Source organism: Streptomyces lydicamycinicus (genome assembly GCF_000829715.2).
GTDB classification, from domain to species: domain Bacteria; phylum Actinomycetota; class Actinomycetes; order Streptomycetales; family Streptomycetaceae; genus Streptomyces; species Streptomyces lydicamycinicus.
The window spans coordinates 52924-76912 of the sequence record NZ_BBNO01000008.1 but is presented as its reverse complement, the minus strand read 5'-3'; the positions used below and the strand labels follow the sequence as shown (position 1 = coordinate 76912).

Sequence of the window (23989 nt, the reverse complement as noted above, 5' to 3'; positions counted from 1 at the left end):
GGGGCCCTTAGAGCAGCCCCGGGCCCTTGCCGTCGACCGGTTGAACCGTGGCCGGCCGCGTGGTCCGGCGACTCATCAACGATCGGCGGGACGCCGGGTCGGCAGGTAGTAGGGGCGGTTGTGAGCCGCGACGGGGGGTGACTGGTAGGTCCAGGCGCCGGCGGCCGGGGTGTCGGTGACGAGTGAGCGGAGGTCCCGGCCGAGGTCGTGATCCACGGCGTGGACGGTCAGGTGCACGCGGTCGGCGTGCTCCGGGGCGCTGAGGTCGTACCAGCGGTAGGGCTGGTAGACGTTCATGGGGCCGGCGAGTACGCGACCGTCCGGGCAGGTGCCGTAGCCCGTGATGGGGGTGTTGTTGGCGAGGGCGGCGGCGGTGTCGTCCAGCGCGGCCCTGAGGGAGAACAGCGGAGTCTCACTCCTTTCCAGGGTTCCGTCCGGGCTGGTGCCGGCCGCCTTGCCGTGCACGGTCCACGTCTCGCCCGCGGGCCCGTTCAGAGAAGGCAAATCGACTTCGAACCAACCGGGGTACTTCGGTTCCGCGTACAGTGCGCGCCCGGCGCTGATGGCGAACGGGTTGTCGCACAGGACGTGTATGCGGGCGATACCGAGCAGTTTCGTCTGGTCCCAGCCCTGCGCGTACTGCGCGTAGGTCAGCTGCGGGATCCGGTCGCCTTCGGCGGTCGGGAAGGCGATGACGTTGTACTCGATCTCCTGGGTGACGCCACCGCCGAACGCGTACTGGGCGAAGTACAGCTGGTAGTTGAACGACACCAGCGCCCGCCCGTCGAACTCGGCCGCGGACAGGTCGGGGTGGTGCGTGGCGAGCAGTTCACGGACCGGCTCCGGAGCGACCAGCCAGTCGATGCCCAGGTGATGCAACGCCCCGTAGTGGAACGGCAGTTGGAAGGCCTCGGGCACCGGCGGCAAGGACAGCGGGCTCATGCGGGCGCTCCTGGGGTTCTCGGGGTGAGAGGGGTGGGGCGGTCGCGTGCGACGAGGTCCGCCTCGATGCGTTCGGCACTGCGCAGGGCGAGGGCGGCCATGGTCAGGGTCGGGTTGGAGGTGGCGATCGACGGCATGCTGCCGCAGCCGACGGCGTACAGCCCGGGGTGGTCCCAGCAGCGCTGCCATGAGTCGACCACCGAGGTGGCGGGGGAGTCGCCCATGATGTGGGTGCCGGCGGCGTGCCCCGCGCCGCGGTATCCGTAGGTACGGCCGCCATGGGAGAAGCGGCCGGGCCAGGCCGCTGCGGGCGCGTAGTCGGTGTGGTCCTCGGCACCGAGCAGCGCGAAGATCTGGTCGGAGACCGCCCGTGCGGCGACCATGCCGTCCTTGACGTGGCCTGCGAGGTCGTACGTGACCAGAGGCCGGGGCAGTCCGAGCGCGTCGCGCTCGTGCGGGTGGAGCGTGACACGGTTGGCGGGGTCGGCGCTCTGCTCCATCTCGAACTGCAGGGCGAACTGGCGGCGGATCCGGTCGCCTACGGCGCGCCGCAGCTCCTCACCGAACAGCCCCTGCTCGGTGAGGAGCCGGGCCACCTCGCCGTCGACGGGTCCCTTGGCCCAGACCCATCCCCAGTTGCCGATCTCGATACGGAACGGCGCCCGCAGCCGGCGCGCGGGCCCGGCGCGGAAGCCCTCGAAGCCCGAGGTCGAGCCGGGCCCGCGGTAAGGGCCGACGGCGTGCGGCAACAGGCCCCAGGTCAGCAGGACGGGGTGGTCCATCAGGTTGCGGCCGACCTGGCCGCTGCGGTCGGCGAGCCGGGACAGCAGGAGCAGCCGGGCGTTCTCGACGGTGTGTGCGGCGAGCACCACGACATCGGCGCGCACGACCGTCGCCGTGCCGTCGTACGCCCGGTACTCCACGCCCGTGGTCCGGCCGCTCCCGTCGACGAGCACGCGGCTGACGACGGCCCGGTCCCGGAGTGAGACCGAGGCGCTCCAGCGCCCTTGTGTCTTGAGCGGGGTGTACTTCGCATAGGCGGGACAGTGCGGGATGCACGAAGCGTTGCCCACGCACCGGTTGGCCGGATCCGGCCTCCCGTGCGCTCCGCGCGGAACGTAGCCCCGTCCGTGGTCGTACGCGGGATCGGGGGTGCCGTTGCGGGCGTGCGGGGTGCCGACCACACGCAGTGCCGTCTCGCTCAGGGCGACCGGGTCCTTGACGCGCCGCCCGTCGAGGTGTGCCCCGAGGACCCGGTCCAGGTAGCTGGCGGGGAGGGGGCGCATGGGGAAGACGTAGCCGTCGGGGAGCGGCAGCCCTGCGTGTGCGCGCAGTTCGGCGGCGTCGGCCGCCACGCCCAGCTCCTCTTCGGCCGCACGGTAGTAGGGCTCCAGGTCGTCGTACGTGAGCGGCCAGCGCCGGCCGTACCCGAAGGCTTCGGTGTCGAAGTCCTCCGGCAGCATGCGCGGCGCCAGACCGGTCCATACGTTGCCGGTGCCGCCGTTGACACGGACGTAGCTGCTGGCGTACGGCAGCGGGCCGTTCTGGAGCAGGTGTCCGGCCGCTCGGAAGCCGGGGGCGTCGTCCGTGCCTACGAGGTCGGTCACCTCGGGCCAGGCTGCGGCGGGCTCGGGCCGGTAGGCGGAGCCGGGCACCTTCGCGGACGCCGTCAGGTACGTGGCGAGAGGGTCCGGTTCGCCCGGTCCGGCCCCGGCTGCGCTCGGACCGGCTTCCAGCACCAGGACACGGCGACCGTGCCGGCCGAGCCGGTGCGCGACGAGCGAGCCCGCGACGCCCGCCCCCACGACGATCACGTCGTACCGGCTCACCGGACCTCCGACTCGGTTGGCCGCTCGGCCCAACTCCCGTGTCCAGCAGGTGCAGTAGCAGGGGCCGCCAGCCCGGCCGCCTTCCAGGCGAGTCCTTGGGCGTAGGAGCCCGGCGACACCACGTACGGCGGCGGACCGGGCCAACTGCCCGTATACCACAGGAAAGTTACTGCACGGGCGGCATCCAGCAGGTCGCCGTTCAGCTCCTCTGCCGGCCGACCCCGCTCGCCCAGGAGCCGCTCGAAGAGGTCCGTCCCGAGCTGCTCCACAGCCACGGCCCGATACACCTCGACGAGGTCCGTCGCACGAATGCAGGCGTCATCGAACCCGGTCAGTTGCGCCGATAAGTCAGTGAAGCCGTCCGTCTCGTCAGTTGAAGTCTGCACGAGGCCAACCGTGCCACGAAGGCGCGGTGATCAGGTGGTGTCGCTGCGTTATTGGCTTGTTCCACACGCGGAGGATGAGGACGGCTAACCCCCAGCGAAGGCCTTGAGGAAGACCCAGGGGAAGACCCAGAGGAAGACCCTGGGGAATCCCGCGGCGATGACGCCGGGAAGCCCTTGAAGAAGGAAGCCCCGCCGACTCCCGTCAACTCCCGTCAACTCGTGCCAACTCCCGCCAACTCCCGTGAACTCCTGGGAACTTCACCCACCCGCCAGTAGCATCCGGCCGGCCAGTGGCACGTCGCCCAAGCAGCCCTCCTCGAAAGGGGCTCCTGCATGCGCTTGACCTCCCGCGTCGCCCCCGCCGTCCTCGCCGTGGCCGCTCTCCTGCTCGGCGTCCTCCCCGCGCAGGCCCAGGCCCGTCCCGACCGCGCCCCCGACCGCGCCCCCGACCGGGTCACGGTCGGTGACCGCACCTTCATCGCCGACGGCCAAGGCCGCGCGCTCCAGTGGCGCGGCTTCAACCTCGCCGACAAGAGCAGCCGAGGCACCAACGCGTTCGCCACCATCCACGAGAGCGACCTCAAAGACATGGCCGCCCGGGGCTTCAACCTCGCACGCCTCGCGTTCTTCTGGGACGACCTCGAACCCACCCCCGGGCACTACGACCGCGGCTACCTCACCAAGATGCGCCGCATCCTCGACTGGGCCCACCGCTACCACATCAAGGTCATCCTCGACGCCCACCAGGACGTATACGGCCCCCACTTCGGCTCCCGCGGCGTCCCCGACTGGGCCACCCGCGACGAGGGGTTACCGTTCTGGCCGATACCCGACGACTGGTTCTCCGAGTACTTCGAGCCCTCCGTACAGACCGCCTTCGACCACCTGTACAAGGACGCCGACCTCCGCGCCGCGCACGCTCGCATGTGGATGACGGTCGCCTCCGCCCTGGGCAGGCACCCGGCGCTGCTCGGCTACGACCTGATGAATGAGCCGTTCGCGAAGTTCCTCGAAGGCGAAGACCTCCCCGCCGCCGCGGCCCGCTTCGAGGCCACCGAGCTCACCGAGCTGTGGAACCGCCTTGCCCGGGCGATCCGCCTGGTCGACCACAGGTCATGGGTCTTTGTCGAACCAACCGTCATCGTCGGTCTCGGCGTCCCGACCCGGATGGGCCACATCGACGACCCGCACGCCGGCTACGCGCCGCACTTCTACGAGAGCGGGATGGAAACCGGCGCCGACTACGACCCCAACGGCACCTTCATCCCCGCCTACGAGGCCGCGATCAGCGACTACCCGACCCGTCACCGCATGCCGGTGATCGTGGGGGAGTGGGGCGGCAACCCCTACGTTCCGCACGCACGCCAGTTCGTCACCGACATGACGGCCTCCCTCGACCGCTTCTCCAGTGGCTGGACGTGGTGGCAGTGGTGCCGGGGCGGCGGCTACTGCTTCCTCGACCAGACGGGCGCCGCGAAGCCCAACGCCCAGCTGCTCGTCCAGCCGTACGCGCGGGCCGTCGCGGGCGACCCGCTCACGTTCGCGTACGACCCGGCCACACGCACCTACACGCTCACCTTCCGCACCCGCGACCACGCAGAGGGGCCCACCCAGATCACCGTGCCCAGGGACACCTATCCAGGCGGCTACCGCGTCGACATCAAAGGCAGCAAGGCCAGTTGGGACGACCACGGCCAGACCGTCACCGTCAGCACCCACGGCAGGGCGGGAGCCACCTACAGGGTCACGATCAGCCCGAGGTAGCCCACCCGATTCGCCCGGGGGCTGCGGCCCGTGGCCCCCGCAACAACGGAAGAAACGCCTTCTCCACATCACTGCGGCAAGCATCTGCCGCCGGAGCCGGTGACACCACCTCCTCCAGGCCATGCGATCGACGTTCACCTCACACGTCAGCGCGAGGCCCCAGGTCGACTTCGTATCCCCTCATGACTTCGGCTCGAACAAGGCTGAAGCTTGTCCGAAAATGGGTCGTTCCAGTGATCAATCCTTTGTACGGTCAGAGAAATTCCGAACGGGGGGGGATCTTCATGATTCGTCGTGTCTCACTGGCAGCCGCCGCGTGTGCGGCCGTTGGTTTCTCGCTTCTCACTGTTCCGGCTCATGCGGCTGGAGCCGAGGCGACGCCCACCCACGCGTCGCAGAAGGTGATGTCGGGGTCGGACCATGTCAAGTGCACCCGCTTGAGCAAGGGACAACTCTGCATCGCCATGAACAGCCGGCCCCAGTCCATCGATGTCTTCTACACCAAAAAGGGTGGCGCGAACATCAAGGCGCAACTCGGGTATCGCATGAACGGTTCGTCGTCGTACGACAGGCTGGAGACCATCAGCGACGGCGACCGGGCCACCAGTACCTGGAAGATGAGCTGGCCCTGCAAAAAGGCCGTTGGCCTGCTCAAGGTCCAGGGGCAAGGGACCTTCGAAACCCCGGCGGCGACGTTCCCGGGCTGCTGATGAGGTAGCACAACACCACCCGCAAGGGGCCCGCCAGGAGCGGGCCCCTTGCGCATGTCCGCACGCGCCCGCCAGGAGCAGGCGCCCATCGCACCTCACGAGCTGGCATCGCAACCCTCGTCTGCACCAGAGGGAGCGCAAGCGGGACGAGGGAGAGCAGAAGGAGCGCGCCGAGCACGCCGGTCCTTCGACCAACCTGGTCACGTGGCCGAAGAGGGGGCCGGGGGGTGGGCACCGGCTACCCCGAACGCGGCGATCGCTTTGTCCCGGAAGGTGTATCGACCGGACGCTCCCGGGACAGCACTGTGACACCCAGGGGTTGAGGGCTTGTCAGTGCCTCTGGGTACGCTGGCACAGGCATGAAACGGACGTGAGCCGGCAGCAGCTCGATGACGCCGGTTGGTGAACGGGGGCGCAGTCATGGGTGACGGGTTCAAGAGCAATCCGGAGATGCTGAAGGTCGAGGGGAAGAACTTCTCCGAGATCGGCAGGGACTTCTACCAGGCGACCACCAGGCTGAAGAACGGCCTGGCCGCGCAGGGTGACGGTGGAGGCGGCGGAGGCGAAGCGCCGAAGGAGACGACGTTCTCGAGTGTCGCCCAGGACGCCTGGAAGGGCCTGACCACCTTCAGCGACAAGGAAGGCACCCCACCGTGGGGTGACGACGAGCTCGGCGAGAAGTTCGGCGTGGTCTACGAAGGCCTGCGCGACGGCATGACGGACTCGATGGAGCACCTGGCCACCAAGCTCAACGAAATCGGCAAGGCGTTGGGGCGGATGGCGAAGAACCACGAGGAGAACGAGGACTTCAACAACGCTCTGATCAAGGAGCAGAAGCCGGAGAACCAGTTCGGCGGCGAGGTGCACATTCTGAAGTCCGCGAGCAAGTGACACGGTCCGCACCACGGGGGTGTGTGGCGACCGTACAGCGAGCGGGGTCGCAGGGCCGCCAGAGCAGCACGGGCGCGGCAGCCAGGGTTGAGTGTTTGCGCCGTGTCGGTTTCGGCGCGCCGGCTCGGCTTCGGCTCGACGTTCGACGACCAACTGCCCTGCGTCCTGTCCGAGTTCACAACCGCATGACCGCGCCTGACCCACAGCCGCCCCTTCACTGATAGGAGAGAGTCCGTGTCGCATCCCGCCGCGCCGGAACCGGTACAGCCCGTCCCCACCACTGCCGAGGAGGCATTGGCTGCCGCTCGCGCCCGATTCGAAGTACTGGATCTGGAAGGAAACCCGGCGCCGTTGTACGTGGTGGAGTTCGACATCGGCTTCCTCGTCCACGCCGTCATGCCCCCACCGCCGCCCGGCACTCAGGCGCCGTTGGGTGGCAGTCACATGGTGATCTCCAAAAGCGACGGAGCCGTCACCTATGTCCCCAACTTTCCGCCGGACTCCGCGATCGAGCTGTACCGCAGCCTGCGCCGGCCCAATGGCTAGGGCTGCCGCCTGAGGGCTGGACAGCTTTGGACCGGATGTCTGCTACAGCACTGTGGCACAACAGAGTTGAGGGATCATAAGGGCCGTTGGGTAGGTAGGCTCTGGCAGGGGCATGGCTCTGCCCCGACGCAAGCCGGGTTGAGCACTCACGAGGCTCCGAATGGCGCCTCCGGCAGCAGCAGAGAAGCAGGGCCCTTCCGTCGGTGGTGAGGCGGATGGGGTCGGTCGGCCCACAGGGCCGGAACAACATGAACTACATGGGCGATAACGGGGGTCTTCGTCGTGGCTTTGATGCTGCCGAACGCACTTGAGTGGGTTCTCGAGATGTGTGGCTTCGACTGGCCCACAGGCAACGAAGACAAGATGATGGAGTGCGCCAACACCTGGCGCCAGTTCGCCGCTGATGTGGAGAGCCTCCAGGCCCGTGGCGTGAGCGCCGCCGGCAACGTCCTCGCCGAGAGCGCCGGCGACTCCATCGAGGGCTTCAACAAGACCTGGGAGAAATTCTCCGGCGGCTCGGGCTACTTCGACGATGCCCGCCAGGGCGCCGAGCTGATCGCCATATGCATGGACGCCGCGGCGATGCTCATCATCGGGCTAAAAGTGGCGGTGATCGCCCAGTTGGTCATCCTGGCGATCGAGATCGCCGCGGCCCAGGCCGCCGCTCCATTTACCCTGGGTCTGTCCGAACTCGGTGCGATGGGCGCGGCCGCCGCCACGCGGATGATCCTGCGCAAACTCCTCAAGGAGATAGCCCAACAGATCTTGCAGGCGGTGTTGGAGACCGCCAAGGAACCCTTTGTCTCCGCTCTGGAAGCCATGGTCTCCGACGTGGTCGCCCAGACCGTCGAGCAGAACTTCGGCAAGCAGTCGGGCTACGACCTGGGCCGCACCGCCAAGAAGGGTTACGAAGAGGGCAAGGAGGCCCTGAAGAACTCCGGTTCCACCTTCGGTGAGTCCCTGCGCGACGGCGCCGGCTCCCGTGCGGGGCATGGCGCCCGCCACGGACTGACCAACAGCGGAAACGACGGCGGCGACGACTCGTCGGACTCCGGCAACGACAGCTCGTCGAACGACAGCAGTTCCAACGACTCTTCGTCCAACGATTCGCGGTCGAACGATTCCTCGTCGTCGAACAACAACTCGTCGTCCAACGACAGCAGTTCGTCCAACAACTCTCCCAGCTCCTCCAATTCGTCGAACTCGTCGAACTCGTCGAACTCGCCGAGCTCGTCCAACTCGTCATCGAACGACAGCAGTTCGTCGGGCAACTCCCCGAGTTCCAGTAGTTCGCCGAGTTCGAGCAGCGGCGACTCCGGGCGCAGGGCGCCGGATATCGGCGGTCCGTCGTCCTCGTCTCCGTCGAGCGGTTCGGACGGCTCTTCGTCGAGCCCGTCCTCGTCGTCCGATGGCCCGTCGGCTTCGAGTTCGCCCTCCTCCTCGACGAGTACGCCGTCCAACAGCAGCACGAACAGCACCGGCAGCCCGGACTCGTCGAACCCCTCGTCGTCCTCGCCCTCACCAAGCCGCGGCTCCGACTCGCCCAGCCCCTTCGACGTGGGTACCCAGGCCTACAACGAGAGCATCGGTCGTCCTCTGGGCGACGACTCGGCCACTCCCGACTCGTCTCCGGACTCCACGTCGTCCACCACGACGAGGCCGGACGTCGAGGGCGGACCGGCCCCCGACACCACCCCTGACCCAGCCCGCCCGGACAGCACACCGGACGCTCCGCCGAGCACGGCACCGGGCAACGAGCCGTCCATGCCCTCCAACTCCTCGCCCATCGAGGGCCCGGGCACCACGCCGGATGTCGATGGCTCCCCGGCGCCGGACACCACTCCGGACAGCGCTCGCCCGAGCCGCCCGGACGGCGTCGACGTCCACACCCCGGAGCAGGGCGCGTCGATCCCGGACCCGCGCAACGCCGAGCCCGCGCCCATGCCGTCCCCGCCGCCGGAGACAGACCGCCCCGAGGCCGCACCGGCCCCGGCTCCCGACGACTCCCGCCCTGAACCGGGCGGGCATCAGGGCGACCGCGACTCGGTCAGCGCCATGCCCGCACCGGACCAGGGCCCCGTGCCGGGCGACTCCAACGACGGCACCAACAACGACGGCACCACCAACGACAACCAGAACCAGGCCGGCGGACGCGGCGCCATGCCGAGCGGCGCCATGCCCGGCAACACGCCCCACGCAAACCCCAGCCCTGGTCAGGGCCACGCGCCGACACCGTCAACACCGACCCCGCAAAACCCGGACGACGAAAACATGGGCCTCATGGGCAACGTCGCCACGGCGACGCCCCCGGCCCCCGGTACGCAGCCCGGTGAGGCGGGCATCCCGCAGCAGGCGGCCCCGTCGTCCGCGACGCCCTCAACGTCGACCCCGGGTGCCATGCCACCACCGGCGGCCGGCCCCATCCCGACGCAGGCGCCGGCGGCAGGCAACCCCACGAGGACACCGCGGGCCACCACGCCCAGCGCCACGACGCCGCGTACGGAACAGCCGAGCACCAGGCCCACGACGCCGTCGCGGGACACCCAGCAGAACCGTCCCGCATCGCCGCCGCGCACCGAGCCGCCGCGCACCGAGCCGCCGCGCAGCGAGACACCGAGCCGCTCGACCACGCAGCCGCGCACTGACACACCGCGTACTGAAACACCCAGCCGCCCCACCACACCACCACGCACTGACACGCCGCGTGCCGAGACTCCGCGGACCGAGACGCCCGGGCGCCCGACCACGCCGCCCCGCGGCGAGCAGCCGACGAACCGTCCGACGGACCGGCAGTCACCGGCCGAGTCCCCCGCTTCCACGCCGAACGACCAGGGGATGCCGGCACCGAACAACCAGCAGCCGCACAATCAGCAGCCGGACGCCACCAACCAGACGCCCGATCAGAACCAGCCCCCCGCTGACGACAGTGCGCCCCAGCAACCCACGGCGCCTCCGCCTCCGCCCCAGGCAGACAACCTCTCGGACATCCGGAACAACCTGAACATCCCGTTCGAAGGTCTGACCACACCCGACCCCGCCCATCAGCAGGACCTTGAGAACGCCCACCCGAGGAACCCCGACGGCACCCCGCAGGTGTACGCGGACCCGCGGCAAGGCAACTGGGTCGGTCTGCAGAACGACGGCGGCGTGGGGGTGCCCGGCCGGTCCAACAACTGTGCCGACTGCACCCGCTCGTTCCTCGAGACATGGTTCGGCCGCCCGACGGTATCCGCCCCGCGCACCTTGGACCTCAATGCGGACGGCAGTCTGAACACCTTTTCCGCGGAGCGTGACTCGGTCGACAACCAGGCGCGTTGGGCCGGCGCACCCAGCACGTATGCGGGCGATGACCATCCCAACCCGTACGCGCGTATCGCCCACGAGCTGTCGCAGGCGGGGCATGGCTCGGCAGCCGTGATCGGCGTCAACTGGCCCGGTGGTGGCGGCCATGCCTTCGCCGCGGTCAACCACAACGGCCAGATCCTGTTCGTCGACGCGCAAACAGGCGTCGTCAGCGAGAATCCGATTCACCTGGGCGCCAAAGAGGTCTTCTACACCCCGCTGGACGCCAATCGGAATCCGATCACTCCGTACTTCCTGACCCCGTCGACGCCTCAACCGTCCACCCAGAACACTCCGGACACCAACAACAGCCCGGGCCCCGACTCGTCAACGGATCAGTCGACTCCCGACGCTCAGTCGGACGGACCTTCCAACACCTCGCCGTCCACTGAGCCGTCCACCGACGAGACGCCCTCTGACAACGACCACTCGACCGCCGAACAGAACGCGAACGACGGCAGCACCGACACAGCACCGCCGTCGACGACCCCGGAATCCTCCACAACGCCGGAGACGACGCCGGCCCCCGAAAAGACGCAGACCCCGGAGACGACGCAGACCCCGGAGACGTCATCACCGCAGAACGAGGGCATCTCTCCGGACACGAACACCACCCAGGAGTCCAACCCGGACCAGGTGTCCGAGACCGCCCCGGACACGGACTCCACCACGGACCGGGACTCGGAAACGACCCAGGACTCGGAAACGACCCAGGATTCGGAAACGACCCAGGACTCGGACGCGACGGACCAGGACAGCCCGCAGCCCGACAACGCGCAGGACACGCAGGACAGCCAGGAATCCCAAGCCCCTCAGGATTCCCAGGACACCCAGGACCCTCACGACACCGACCAGCAACCGGAGTCGACGGAACCAGTCTTCCCGTCCACCGCCACGCGCCCCTCCGGTCCGCCGGACGGCTACGACGACCCCACCGATGCCGACAACCGTGCGCAGCAAGAGCGATTCCCGCGCAACGAGGACGGCTCGTTCCAGCGGGCCCCTGACCCGCGCGAAGGCACCTGGCTCGACGACATCCGCGGCCAGAACCCGGACGAGTCCGGTCGCGACGTCAACTGCCCCGACGGAGCACTGGCGTTCGTCGAGTCGTACGCGGGCAGCCCCACGGTCGCCGCCCGCCGCAGCCCGAATGAGGACGGTACCCCCGCCGACACTCCCGAGCCGAACGGGCGCGACCGTATCGAGGACGCCCTGGGCGCCGAGTTCGACGATTTCGGCGACGGCCGCGACGCGTACAACAACCTGGAGACCGCCCTCCTCAACGAGGGCCACGGCTCACAGGCCGTGATCATCACCCAGAACGCCGACGGCCGTGCCCACGCCTGGAACGTGGTCAACCACAACGGCCAGATCGTCTACGCCGACCCGCAGACGGGCCAGAGCAGCACCACCCCGCTCCACAACGGCAACAACGGCGTCTTCGCGATCCCGCTGGACGCCAACCGTCGCCCCATCGAGACCACCAACCAGCCCACCACGCAAAACCAGAGTCAGTCCACACCTGCCGATACCGACCACACATCGCCCCAGCGCCCGGCCGGTTCGACCCCTGGGTCCAACGACCCCAGCGCGGAAGCCACTCGCGAGCGGCGGAACCAGAGCCTTCCCGACCCGGAATCACGGACCGATTCGCATGCGAACCTTCCTCCGGACGCGGCACAGGGCGACCTTCGAGACGCGCACGACGTCCATCGGATCGGTCTGGACCCGGTCCAGGCGCAGATGCGGCAGTGGGCGCAGCCGCAAGGCGACCCGCCCCGGGTGCCCTTGGCCGACGTGCTGCGGGAATCCATCGATCGCCGCCAGGCGCACGCGGAGTCGGCGCAGCAGGTACGTGAAGCCAGGCAGGACTATGACAGGGCGCTGAAGGAAGTCGCCGACGCCAAGGCAGAGCGGACCAGGGCGGCGACCGCGGAGCGGAAAGCCAAGACCGACGACGCGAAGCAGGCGGCTCAGGCCAAGCGGGCGGCGGCGGAGCAGCGGCTCGCCAATGCCCAGCAGGCTCTCCCCGAGGCTGCGGCCGCCCACAAGGCCGCGATGACGGCGCACCGGAATGTTCCGATGCCGTCGACAAACTTCACCGAGAGTGATCTCCGGCAGCATCTTGATCCCGCGTGGTCGCACATGAACGACGGCCAGCGGTACGCCGCGATCGCCACTCTGGCCCGCATCAGCCAGTCCTTCCATGCCAACAACGCCGTTGGCGTGAACCCTGACCCGGCCGCGAACAACGACGCGTACAATGACGGAAAGTTCCACGAATCAGCGGCTCCCTGGCGACGTGAACTCGCATCGCACCCGGACGGGACGAACCTTCGGGATGTGGAGGACCTCAAGCGGCTGCTTGAGGAGACGGATGGCAATTCGCCCGACTTCTCCGGCAAGAACTACGCGGTCGTGGAAGTTTTCGACCCGGACACCAAGGAAAGTCACTACATCGTCGATTCGTCGGTTCCCCCTGCCGTGGACGGCGCCGACCCGATGCACTCCGAGTCCCACATCCTCAACTGGATCGACCAGCTCAACGAGAATCGCGAAGCTCGGGAGCAGAACAAAGTCGAGGTCAAGGGCCTCTACACCGAACGTGAGCCTTGTGGCCTGCCCAACACCAAATCCGGTCATCCCACCGGCCACGCCAACTGCTCCAGGACAATCAACGATTCCCAGGCGATGGACGGCGTTCCCGTCTACTACAGCACGACCTATCGAGCGGACCCGGACCTCAAGAAGCTCAAGGCGGCCGAGCGGGACAGGCTGCGCGCGGAAGGCAAGACCGAGTCTCAAATCAGGACTGCGCTCGGCAAGTACCGCACGCCGAGCCAGCAGATCCAGGACGCGGAGATTCAGCAACACCTGAACTTCGTCAACGAATTGGCACAGACGCTGGCGAATCCGGGCCAGAACACACCGCCGGCCCCGACGCCCGGCCAGAACACACCGCCCACCCAGGCGCCTCAGTCGGGCCCGTCCCATCCCACGGACCCCCACCGCACACCCCCATCGGACCCGGCGGGCACGGACCGCAGGCCCCCCGCCGACCCCGCAGGCACGGACCGCAGGCCCCCGGCCGACCCAGAGGGCCCCGACCGTACGCCCGCGGCCGAACCGGCCGAGACCGACCGCACACCGTCGCGCGCCCCAGAGGAGAGCAACGACCGGACGAGCAACGAAACCCAGGAAGACAACGAAGCACAGCGGGAATCGTCAGACCGGCCGGATGCGCAGCGGGCGGAGGCCCGGTCGACCCCCGAGGCGACCGCCACACGCGACGCGACCGGCAGCACTCCACGGCCCAATCAGCAACAAAGCACCACGATCAGCGAGTTGGAAACTTCGCTCGCCAATGAGGGCCACGGCGCTCAAAGGGTCTTCATCACGCAGGACACCAACAACCAGAGCCACCCACTGACCGCGACGAATCAGAACGGCCAGATCGTCTATACCGATCCGCTGACGGGATCGCAGAGCTTCATCCCTCTGAACTCGGGCAGCAACGCCACACCCCTCCCGTCGCTCCCGGGAGATCTGATCAGGGTGTTCCGTGTCGGCCAAGAGCTCGGACTCAGTCCGCTACAGATCGCGGATTTCGTCAACGTGGCCGCCATCAAGAACAAAAAGGCAAAGGAAGGGGATACCCTCATATCCGATGCCAACGTGATCGAACAGATGCAAAACTGGTCCAATGAGGTCGAACCCCGAGGCTATCCGTACCACTTCGAGAGTAAAGAGCAATTCGATCGGTTCACCTCTCGACTGCGAGATCTCGCCCGGGAATTCGGCCTCCCCGAAGGCAACATCGTGGTACAAGGGTCTTCCCTGCGAAAGCCGGATGCAAAGGATGTCGACTTCGCGATCTTCGTGCCGGACGAAGCATTCGACACATACGTGGAGAAGTGCAAGCAAGGCCTCATCGATCGCACCACGTTGGAGGGCAGCCGCAAGCTGCGGAAGGACCTCCGCGGATACAACAACAAGGGTTTCGTCCCCAGCTTCCTGCTAGACAGGATCCCTGGCGATCCTGGTCGCACCTTCGCAAGCGAGGCATATAGACTGACTGAAGAATTCGGTCTTCCGGGAATCGATTTTTCGGTCATGCGTGAGAGCAGCAGGTACGCCATGTACCCGAGCATGGAATTGTGAGGTCCAAGTGTCCAGCGAAATTCAGCGCTTCTACCTGGATTGGGGAATCTACCCCGGCGAAGAGGTAACTCGCGAGGAAGCCCTGGACGAGGGCGACTACACGCGGGCCCAGCTCAACGAATCCGGCGCACCCTTGTTCGCCGAATTCTACGATTCCGGCCGTCTTTTCCACGTTGATTACTGGACGAGCGATCCGGAGAGCGTCAGGAATAATCACCTGTTGCACCATCCGGGCATCCCCTTCGGAATCCAGTTGACCGTTCAACACATCGGCAATTACTGCTGGAGCGTCTCTCACAGGTACGCCAATTCAGGTGATCTCGCCGGATATCTGGTCCACTTGGAGCGAATCAACACCTACGATGCCGCGCTCATGACGCTACAGATCGACCTTCAGCGGCAGTTGAAAAAAATCGAGAAGAATTCCTACGACAGCGACGGTCAACTGCACTACGTCTTCGAGTACAACCCGGAGGGTGACGTCGTGAGCATCCATGACTCGCCCGAGGGCAGCACGCCGCAGCTGGCGGCGGCCCTTGATGACGTTGACATGCCGGACTTCTACCGTGAGGGCTTTGCCCTGCCTGCGGGCATCGACCGCTCGTCGATCCCGCTCCTCGGCGGGTAGTCGGGGTCATGGAGCAGTGCGGGTGACCGCGTGACACTCTGAATGTCGCGGGAGGGGCACGTTGTACACGCATCCGTGAGCCCGTCCCCTGCTGCAAAGAGTCGACGCAAGCCAGGGAGGGGCATCGTGCCCGAGCCAACCACCGACACCCCCGGAATCCCCGAGGAAGAGGTCGCCGGTCGCGTCGGCGCATGGTGGCGTGAGGGTGGGCACGCCGGCCAAGTGGCGTTTCTTGTCGCTTTGGCCGGCCATGACGCCTCGGCTGTCGTGCGGGAGATTCACGAGCACGTACCCGACAGCGTCCTCGTCGACGCCACCGGTCTCACCGCCGAGCAGGTCCTCCAGCAGGCCCTCACGGCGCTCGGAGTCGACCTGTCCACGGACAAGCGGGAGGGCTGGCGTTTCGCGCTCGGCGCGTGGCCCGAAGAGCGCTTGCTGCTGGTCGTCAATGCCCACCGTGCCGGGCCGACACGGCGGTCGCACGAGGCCGAGCGGTTGGTGACCCGGACTCTCCGGGAGTTGGCGCGTGGCAAGTTGGCCGTGATGGTCCATGTGGTTCCCCGGTTGCTACCTACGAGGGCCGATACCAAGGCGGTGTTCCGGGTTTCCCCGCCCGCCACCGAGCCGACGGTGGCGCCGGACTCGGCCGCCCTACGGGCATTGGCCCTGGCCGAGCCCCGTATCGTGCCTCTCCCCGTCTGGGCCCAACTGGTCACCGCGCTCACCGGTGAAGCGGCATCCGAAGACGAACTCGCCGAATTCGCGAGGGAAGAGTCCGGAATTCTTCGGATCGGGCCACTCGGGGTTTCCTTCGTCGACGAGGGCCTGGCCGAGACCTTGCGCCGGGAGGCCGAATCCGCCGAAACCCGCCATGTCCATGAGCATGTGGTTGCTTGGCTGACGAGCTCGGCTCCAGACTTTCGCCACCCCGAGGGATGGGCCAGGCGCGGTGCCGTCGGCCTGTACGCGGCCACTGGGCTCGCCATGCACGCCGTACAGGCGCGAAAGTACGACGAAGTTCTTCGGGACGGACGCGTCATCGCCAATCTGCCGCAAACGGCACTCATGGACGCGGCACGCAGCATCACCTTCCTCATCCCCGGAAACACGGCCGCCGCCGACGCCATTCATCTGTGGGGCTGGGGTGTCACTCCGCGGCATCAGACGGAGTGGGCTTCGTGGCTGCACCTGATGGCGCTCTCACGCGACGATCTCGAGTTCGCGTCAGCGGTCGCCTCCTCTGGTGTGGCACTGTCCTGGCAGGCCACGTGGGCGCATTGGCTGCCGCCGGGGGGCTATCACCCGCGCTTTCTGCAGGCGGGGAGATTCGCCGCCCTGTCGGAGGTGCGATGGCAGGGGCGACCCGCCATTGCCGCTTTGCAGCAGCGGACGGTGAACGAGGAACAGCAGCCGTACGTCTCGATCTGGGACGTGGAGACGGGAGACCAGGTCGCCGGCCCTTGGGACCACGACGAGATTCCGCAGGAGCAGCGCACGCGTCTCACCTGGCCCGCGTCGTCCGGGAGCGGCTCCGCCGCGCCTGCTCGTGTTCAAGAGCTGTTCGCCGCGTCGCCGCCCCGACGAGACGACCGCGCTTTCATGCTGCCCTGCGCGCCGCTGGCCGTGGGTGAAGTCGTGGTCTTCGCGGGCGACATGGGACTGATCGCCATCAGGCCCGCGGACGGCGTTGACCTCTCCGGCTTCGGTGCCCGGCTGCTCCCCCTGAGCGGGGATTACACGGACGCGGGGCCGTGCAGTCCGATCGACGCGCCGGCACCGAGTCACGAGGACCTCATCACAGTGTTCGGCGAGGACCTGCTCTATCCCATCGAGGTCGAGGACCTTCCGGATCTGCTCACCCATACGGCGACGCGCGAAATTCTCCTTGATTTCGGTTTGCCCTACATGAACGAAGGGGCCATGGGGATTTTCCCGTTCGGCAACTGGGAGATGGGAATTCTCGACGAACTGCCCTCCTGGCCCGAGGGAATCGAGCCCGTACCCGAAAGTGGGCCCTTCTTCCAGATCGGCAAGTGGATGGGCGGCAAGCTCGTCGTCGACGGGCCCACCGGACACGTCCTGCGCGTTCCCACGGAGCCGGGTCAGGATCACCTCGCCGCCCTTCCCGTCGCGCACAGCCTTGAGGTTTTCCTCACCATGGTCACGCTGTACGTCACCGGGTGGCGTACGCGGGACCTTGCGCCCCCGGCCAGTTCCGAGCGGGAGCAGGTCGCCTATTGGGTGCTGGGAGCGCTCGCTGAAGTCGACGAGGCGGGCGGTAAGCAGCCCGCCTGGTCGTACGTACTCCACAACACGTGATGCCGACCACGTACCGCGAGGGCTTCGCCCTGCCTGCGGGCCTCGACCGCTCATCGATCCCACTCCTCAGGAGCCCGAGTGACTGATCGGCCAGGCCTTTCACTGGTTGGCAACTCGCTTGATGGGCATCGTCACTGAAGGTTGTCCATTGCGCCTTCGGGTGCATCGGGCGGCATCAGATCTCCTTCGCTGACGGTGTACGTCAGCGAGGGGTAGACGAAGTCCGTTTCTGTGTTCTCGCGGCGCCGCATTCGGAAGAAGTCGCGCCTCTGCTCTTCGTCGGCCGACGTGAGCCGCGTGCCCTGCGGCAGGTACGGGAGACCGCCGCTGAACCGGATAAGGGTCTTCGACGTACGAAACGTCACGCCCATCCACTGGTTGTTCGCCGCCCGGTCGGGTGCGTCCAGCACGATCCTGTGCTTGAGCCGCCGGTTCGACGCTACGGAGAAGGCGACGATGCCGTGGTGGTCGAGAGGGATTTCAAGCTGCTCGCCACCGGGCTGCTTTGTTTCGAAGATCAGCTTCCTTGGCGGCCCGGATTCGGGGGACCGGTAGCAGGAGAAGACAGCGATGAATGAGTCTTCCGCCAGATCAAGGGCCTGGTCGGAGTGGCTGCCCATCCTCGTGTATGCGTTCGTGTACCGCTCGATGAGGGCGTTGTTGAAGCCGACCGGAAGTTCCGCACGTTCCTGGATCTGTTGCGCCAGCCGCTCGTGCACCGGCCTGAAACGCTGCGTCGCGCTGCCGTATTGAGCGGTGGTACGTACGAGAGGCACCCCACCGGATGTGCCGAGCTTCGTGAGTGCGGCGCCTTGCCGGCCTTTTCCTACATCTTCCCAGCGCACCGACGCGGACAGTTCCGCGAAGAGGTTCTCTTCAGTCGGCAGAGGGCAGGAGAAGATTTCGTCCGAAATCCTAGGCTCGGGGGGCAATGTAGTCTCCCGTGTTCATGCTGAAGAGGAATGCGTCGCCGTAGTCGATGAAGGACGAGGTCCTGTTCTCCTCGGCGTACAACCTGCGCAGCTCGTCCATGCCGGCCTCCGTGGGAGGCCTCAGCTGCGCCCGGCCGCCGGCCCCTCCCGCTGCCTTGAGGTAGGTGTGGCCGTCCTCATGCACGGCTTCGGCGCTCGAGCAGCGGACGACGTATCCCAGTCGGGTCGGGATCAGTTCGGCGTCCAACGCCGACGGCCGGATTTCGTGCGTATAGAGGCGGTTGGTGGACAGCGGCATGAAGAAGACGGAGCCGGGGTGGAGCGTCACGGTGAATTGCGCGGGGAACGAGACGTCGTCGCGTTCTTCGGCCCGGTCCTTGAGGCGGAAGTGGAGCCGGGTCAGACCGCTGACACCCTTCCTCCCGAAGTCGAAGGGGTCTTCGGCCAGCGGCCGCAGGTGATCGAGCCGGTCGTAGAACGTGCAGAAGGCCATGATGCCGTTGACGGGCATGTCCTTGGTCTTGTCGGCATGCGCAGAGATCCGGGCCTTGGACTGCTTGCGCTCCGCCGTGGCAAGGGTGTTGTGGTAGATCTGGGCCAGGACGTGATTGAGCGGTGCCTGGTCCCGGAAGACAGTGGCGGCCTCGCGATTGAGATCCTCGACGATACGTGTGTCGGTGGGCCCGAAGTTCTCGGTGGGCCCCGAGAGATTCGTGGAGCACCGGAGCAGGCGGAAATGCAGCGCGTCTCCGTCTCGTGTGACGGGCGTCAGATAGATTCCGCTGCGCCGGGCCGTTCCCGGCTTGGTGGACTCTGTCAGGGACTGGAACGTGTGCTCCGCACGGATGCGGTCGAATTCGTCGAGGCCGGGTCCGAAGAAGCGTCGGTAGTACACACCGACACCGTGTACGCGGAGGGGGACTCGGCCGAGGTCGAGAAGGGGCCACGGCGCGCCGACGCCCTCGTCGGAGTAGCCGTGTGCAAGCTCCCGGATGACGAACACCCGGGCGGCGGGCTGCAGTTGACGGTCGCTGATACCGGATATGTCGCCGCACAGGTAGACCGTCTTTTGTACGAGGTCGGGCGAAGCGGAGGCCAGGTCCTCGGGCGTGATGGTCGTCCCGAAGAAGTCCCTGACCCACTCCTGGTCCTGCACCGCAGACGGCGCGACCAAGATGCTGCTCGAATCATCAACACGGGCTTCTGCGGCCTCTGTTATGCCCATTCGACGCTACCTGCCATCCACGCTTGCGAGTAATCCTCCGGCGAGGAGAGCGAGGTGGCCAGTTCCTCTCCCGAAGAGCGAGAAGGTAGCCCGTTCATGTCCTCAACCCCCGGAACGCTAGCAGTCCGGCGGGAATCACGTCTCACGGATTCTCCGGCATGAAGCAGTTCCCCGCATGACCCCCGATCCCCCTTCGACCGCACCGCCCCATTACCGTGACGGACTTCGGGAGCGGTGGGGACGAGGAGCGGCATGACGATGGCTTTTCGGGTCCTGGGAGCGCTGAGTCGAAGTCGACGAGGCGGGCGGTGAGCAGCCCGCCCGGTCGTACGTACTCCACAACTCGTGACGCCGATCAGCTCGTGACGCCGATCAGTCGGAGAGGCGCGCGACGACGCGCCTCAGCCCTTCCTGGCAGTTGACCCCCGTCTGGAGTGCCTTCCATGCCTGGGCTACCTGTACCTCGGACAGGTCGGGCAGGGTCTCGTCGATCCGTGTACGCAGGTCGGGCATGGGCCTCGTGCCGATCAGGTCCGCGGGGCGCATCGTGGCCATCAGCCCTTCGACCGCCGGACGATCGGCCTGGATGGGAAGGTCGGCCAGGACCAGTGCGACCACGTCCACCGCCGCGAACTCCCGCGCCGCCGCCTCGTCCTTGAGCAGCTCGTCGACGGCCCCGCCGACGTGCACGAAGGGGGCGAGCACGCGCACGAGACCGTTCAGGTCGAGGCCTGCGCGCAGACGTGCGCGTTGGCGGTCCAGCCAGACGCGCAGCACCTCACGGCCCAGAGGCGTGCGGCAGATGCCGGGGGTGCTCTGCCAGCTTCCGAGTTCGGTGGCGTGGTGCGGGCGGTAGTGATGGTGATACGAGATCCCTGCCTCCGGTAGCCCCTCCAGCTCGAGTTCGCTGTCGAGCCCGCCGCGCAGCTCGCGGGCGAAGCGCGGGTCTGCGAGCAGCCAGGTCAGGTGCGGGCGCCGGTGGACGAGCATCTGGGCGGCGCCCGGACTGCCCAGTTCCGGCGGAGGGTCCGCCAACGGGACCCCGTGCTGAAGGAGTTCGTCCGCCAGGTCCAGCGGGATGAGGGCCCGCCTGCGGTCGGACGCGGGATCGGGATAGGGCAGGCGCACCGGGACGGCGTCGGCCGCCAGGCGCGGGGCCAGGCGCACCGCCAGGTCGTACAGCTCGTCACTCCGCGCACGCCACGTCGGTTCGCTCGCCAGCCAGTCGTGCAGCAGACGGGCGGCCTCACCGGCGGGGAGCCCCGGCCGCTCGCCCGTCAACAGGGCCAGTGCGCCGCTGCGTCGGAGCAGCGACAGCCAGTCCTCCGCGCCGTTCGCGTCGTCGGGGATCAGCCGCAGTACGTCGTGCACCGTTTCCGGGCGTCGCTCGACCAGTAGCTCCAGGGCCTTCCCCCTCAGGGCGTCGACCCAGAACTTGTTCACGTCGCCCGCGCACAGTCCGATCTTCGGCACGATGTCCCCGAGCAGTGCGGCCACTTCGGACTCGGGACTCGCTCCCGCCGCCCGAGCCACCTTGCGCAGATCCGCGGCCATGCCCGGATACAGGTCGTGGGGCGTGTGTACACGCCGTACGAGTATGTCGCGGAATCGTCGGAGTTGGTCCGGCGAGACCACCGCGCCTCGTGGAGCCAGTTCCTTGGCACGTGCGCGTACCGCCCCGCTGGCCAGCGCTCCATGGTCCGCGAAGGTGGCGTATCGGGCATCGAGCCATCGCTCGTCGGGCTTGGTGTGGTGCTCACGTTCGGCGTTCCTGGCGCGCGTGAAGTACCCGGTGGCGTACTCCTTGCGCTTTCCGCCCTCCTCCAGACACATGTCGGCGATTTCGTCGAGGAAGGCGGGGAGGAACCTGGGTGCCGTCGCGGCCAGGTTCTCCAAGTCGTTGTCCAGGATGGACTTGTAGAGACTTGGGCTGCCCCAGAGGCTCCAACCGAAGGCGTAGGCCGTCTCCAGGGCCTCCTGCTCCTGGCCGGGGTACGCCACCATCAGCCGCTCGGGGAAGGGGAGTTCACTGTCCCCGGCGTCCCCCGGAGCCCGAATGCCGGTCGCGAACGTGTCCGTCAGCTCCCATTCCTCCTGCGACGCCAGCAGCGCGTCCCAGTGGCGTGCGAAGGGGGCGGCCTTCATGAGGAGCGTCATGGTGTGGCCGTCGGGGTGGACGTACGTCCGCGCGATCAGCGCCGCCTCGTCCTCGTCGGCATCCGATGCGGGCAGGTCTGCCGCCAGGTCGACGCCGGCGTCATCGAGTGCCTCGCGCCACACGGCGTCGGACTCGGCGAGGGCCAGGGGCACGCGAGTGCCCGCGGTGGCCCAGGCTTCGGCCTGCACGCGCGCGTCCCTCCGGTGTTTCGTGAGCGCCCGCCGCAGCCGGTACAGCCGGCGTACGCCTTCGGTGTCCGCGAGCCGGTCCGGTACCTGTTGAAGCTTCTTGCCCCGTGGATTGCGGTAGACCACCCGGAAGTCGTCGTCCAACTCGGCGGTGTATCCGTCCACTTCGTAGCGCGCGCTCATGTCCCGGTACTGCCTCCCCGTCCCGACTGTCGCGGCCGTCCTCGTCCGCGTACGCCTGTACCAACTTCACGCACATGCTCTCAGGCTGGGCCAGTCGCGACGCGGCGCAGCATCACGACCCAGTCGTCCTCGCTCGGCCAACCCGTCAAGTCGGTGAGCTGCCATGTCTCGTCGCCCACGGGGAAGGTCTCACCAATGCGGAGGATGTGGCTCCGCTCCTCGGTGGCGAAGGTGACGAGCCGAACCCTGACCGAGGCGTCGGACTCCCTGTAGATATCGTTCACTGAGAAGCTGGCGTTCTTGAGATTTCGCTGAATCCCTTGCCAGAGACCAATCGTGTCGGCACTACTCACTTCTCAACCTCCAAAGACGTCTACTCGTACGTGCGCGAAGAGGCGCGACGCGTTGTCGGCAACGCGCCGCGCCTCCACGGCGATGGGGGCCGATCAGAACAACCCGTGCCACATCTGCTCGACGATCACCGACCACCAGTTCCTCGGGTCGTCCAGGGCCGATGCGTCGATGGCGACCAGTTGCTCCTGGAGGTCGGCGACGGCCCTGCCCGCCATGATCGGGTCGAGCGCGATCATCTCCTCGCGCGTGGTGTGCAGGAGCGCGAGGGAGCGGGCGAAGGCGGACACCGAGGCGTTGACGCGGCGGCCCGCGCCGCTTTCCGGAGTGACGGCCCAGAGCTGGCCGACCGGCTCACCCTCCAGATCGGACCCCGTGCACTGGACGGTGATCAGAGCGACCCCGTCGGTGCCGATCCTGATGTGACCCTCCAGGAACGCGAGGGTGTCGGCGCTCGCCTGGGAGCCGACCTCGCGCAGATGCGCGGCGGCATTGCCGAACAGGCCGGCCGGAAGCTCCGTCTCCGGGTTGTCGGCCGTGAAGAAGAACGGGATGTCGGGAAGCCCGGCCCATGTCAGCGTGGCCTTGGCGGCCTCGGGGAGCGGGGTGCCCGCCACGTCGTCGGCGTCGTAGCGACGTACGTCGTCAGTGTCGAAGGCCTCCGTCAGCTCGCGGCCCAGGGCGACATCGCGGAGCGGCTCGGCCGGCTCGACGTCGGTCGGCACCGGCGCGCGGTGAGGCCGTGGCGGCGGCTGCTGTCCCGCGATCTGGTGCATCGTCTCGACGTGCTGGATCAGCCCGGCGATGGCCTCGGCGCGCTCCTCGCCCCGCAGGCCGTACTCATGTGTGCAGGAGAACCGGGCGTTGGGGTAGACACGGCCGATCAGCCGGCCCGGGTACCCGCCGGGGAGCAGGCTGGAGCTGAGGTCGGTGTGGATCGCGACCACGTTCTGCGCGGGGACGCCGAGGTCCTGGATCTCCACCATGGCCTGGTATTCGGAGTGCGGCAGACCGGGGGCGGAGTTCTTGACGAGGCTTGTCTCCTCGCCGGTGCGCGGGTCGACGTAGGTGATGACCGTGGTGTTGCCGGGGCCGGTGACCGGCGGCTGCGCGGGCGGCGCGGCCTCCTGGCCGCCGCCGTGCTTCTCCTGATACATCCGCACGACCTCCTCGACCGGCACGGACGGCCAGGTGCTCAGCTCGCCGGTGCGGCGGTCGACGACACCGCAGGAGTGGCCGATCGTGGCCGGCGGCCGGCGCTTGCCGGTGACCGGGTCACGCTCGATCGGCGGGGCCGCGGCCCACACCACCCAGCCCAGATCGAACTCCTGCATCCGCACCTCACGGCGCTCCTGTCCCTCGGGGTTGAGCCACCCCTCGGCGGTCGCGAGCGCCTGCTCCTGGCTGATCACGGGAACTCCCTTCGAGTCTTCG

General features: G+C 67.7%; 15 protein-coding genes. 7 read left to right on the top strand and 8 right to left on the bottom strand.

Going from position 1 to position 23989, the window contains the following annotated elements:
• Positions 1–75: 75 nt before the first annotated feature.
• Genes TU31_RS26685 through TU31_RS26675 form a run of 3 tightly spaced genes read right to left on the bottom strand, consistent with a single transcriptional unit; the run spans position 76 to position 3157 of the window.
• Positions 76–942 (bottom strand): hypothetical protein, encoded by an 867-nt coding sequence (locus tag TU31_RS26685; protein WP_042159067.1) that lies wholly within the window; start codon positions 940–942, stop codon positions 76–78.
• Entirely contained in the window at positions 939–2771 is a 1833-nt protein-coding gene (locus TU31_RS26680) for a GMC family oxidoreductase (protein ID WP_042159066.1), read from the bottom strand. The genes TU31_RS26685 and TU31_RS26680 overlap by 4 nt, the downstream gene beginning before the upstream one ends.
• Positions 2768–3157 carry a hypothetical protein gene (locus tag TU31_RS26675; protein ID WP_042159065.1) on the bottom strand — a complete coding sequence of 130 codons (390 nt, stop codon included), beginning with the start codon at positions 3155–3157 and terminating at the stop codon, positions 2768–2770. Before TU31_RS26675 ends, TU31_RS26680 begins: the two co-directional genes overlap by 4 nt.
• A 333-nt stretch (positions 3158–3490) precedes the next feature.
• Here TU31_RS26675 and TU31_RS26670 point away from each other — a divergent pair, with 333 nt between their 5' ends.
• The 7 genes from TU31_RS26670 (at position 3491) to TU31_RS26620 (ending at position 17518) form a co-directional block, all read left to right on the top strand.
• Positions 3491–4921, top strand: coding sequence for a cellulase family glycosylhydrolase (locus TU31_RS26670; RefSeq protein WP_042159062.1), 1431 nt, complete (start codon positions 3491–3493; stop codon positions 4919–4921).
• A 284-nt stretch (positions 4922–5205) separates the two neighbouring features.
• Positions 5206–5631, top strand: coding sequence for a hypothetical protein (locus TU31_RS39945; RefSeq protein WP_042159060.1), 426 nt, complete (start codon positions 5206–5208; stop codon positions 5629–5631).
• A 420-nt stretch (positions 5632–6051) separates the two neighbouring features.
• Positions 6052–6522, top strand: coding sequence for a hypothetical protein (locus TU31_RS26660; protein ID WP_042159058.1), 471 nt, complete (start codon positions 6052–6054; stop codon positions 6520–6522).
• Between the two features lie 234 nt (positions 6523–6756).
• Positions 6757–7068 (top strand): SUKH-4 family immunity protein, encoded by a 312-nt coding sequence (locus TU31_RS26655; RefSeq protein ID WP_042159057.1) that lies wholly within the window; start codon positions 6757–6759, stop codon positions 7066–7068.
• A gap of 291 nt (positions 7069–7359) precedes the next feature.
• Positions 7360–14571, top strand: a complete 7212-nt coding sequence (locus TU31_RS36060; protein WP_245698854.1) for a toxin glutamine deamidase domain-containing protein — start codon at positions 7360–7362, stop codon at positions 14569–14571.
• Positions 14572–14578: 7 nt separating this feature from the next.
• Positions 14579–15199 (top strand): hypothetical protein, encoded by a 621-nt coding sequence (locus TU31_RS26625; RefSeq protein ID WP_042159048.1) that lies wholly within the window; start codon positions 14579–14581, stop codon positions 15197–15199.
• A 126-nt stretch (positions 15200–15325) separates the two neighbouring features.
• Positions 15326–17518, top strand: a complete 2193-nt coding sequence (locus TU31_RS26620; protein ID WP_042159047.1) for an SUKH-4 family immunity protein — start codon at positions 15326–15328, stop codon at positions 17516–17518.
• A gap of 131 nt (positions 17519–17649) precedes the next feature.
• On the opposite strand, the gene TU31_RS26615 is transcribed toward TU31_RS26620, so the two are convergent.
• The 5 genes from TU31_RS26615 to TU31_RS26595 form a co-directional block, all read right to left on the bottom strand.
• Complete coding sequence (locus TU31_RS26615) at positions 17650–18450, bottom strand: alpha-ketoglutarate-dependent dioxygenase AlkB family protein (protein WP_042159045.1); 801 nt, start codon at positions 18448–18450, stop codon at positions 17650–17652.
• Positions 18434–19675: a hypothetical protein gene (locus tag TU31_RS26610; protein ID WP_042159044.1), complete on the bottom strand. Its 1242-nt coding sequence runs from the start codon at positions 19673–19675 to the stop codon at positions 18434–18436. Before TU31_RS26610 ends, TU31_RS26615 begins: the two co-directional genes overlap by 17 nt.
• Positions 19676–20047: 372 nt before the next feature.
• Positions 20048–22204 carry a serine/threonine-protein kinase gene (locus TU31_RS26605; protein ID WP_042159042.1) on the bottom strand — a complete coding sequence of 719 codons (2157 nt, stop codon included), beginning with the start codon at positions 22202–22204 and terminating at the stop codon, positions 20048–20050.
• Between the two features lie 80 nt (positions 22205–22284).
• A complete protein-coding gene (locus TU31_RS26600) occupies positions 22285–22557 on the bottom strand; it encodes a DUF6406 domain-containing protein (protein ID WP_158894724.1) in 273 nt (90 codons plus the stop codon).
• Between the two features lie 93 nt (positions 22558–22650).
• Entirely contained in the window at positions 22651–23967 is a 1317-nt protein-coding gene (locus TU31_RS26595) for an SUKH-4 family immunity protein (protein WP_042159039.1), read from the bottom strand.
• Positions 23968–23989 lie beyond the last annotated feature (22 nt).

Coding starts and splice junctions, on each gene's coding strand:
- TU31_RS26605 (WP_042159042.1), bottom strand. CDS start 22,204: ATGAGCGCGCGCTACGAAGTGGACGGATACACCGCCGAGTTGGACGAC.
- TU31_RS36060 (WP_245698854.1), top strand. CDS start 7,360: ATGCTGCCGAACGCACTTGAGTGGGTTCTCGAGATGTGTGGCTTCGAC.
- TU31_RS26685 (WP_042159067.1), bottom strand. CDS start 942: ATGAGCCCGCTGTCCTTGCCGCCGGTGCCCGAGGCCTTCCAACTGCCG.
- TU31_RS26610 (WP_042159044.1), bottom strand. CDS start 19,675: ATGGGCATAACAGAGGCCGCAGAAGCCCGTGTTGATGATTCGAGCAGC.
- TU31_RS26670 (WP_042159062.1), top strand. CDS start 3,491: ATGCGCTTGACCTCCCGCGTCGCCCCCGCCGTCCTCGCCGTGGCCGCT.
- TU31_RS39945 (WP_042159060.1), top strand. CDS start 5,206: ATGATTCGTCGTGTCTCACTGGCAGCCGCCGCGTGTGCGGCCGTTGGT.
- TU31_RS26660 (WP_042159058.1), top strand. CDS start 6,052: ATGGGTGACGGGTTCAAGAGCAATCCGGAGATGCTGAAGGTCGAGGGG.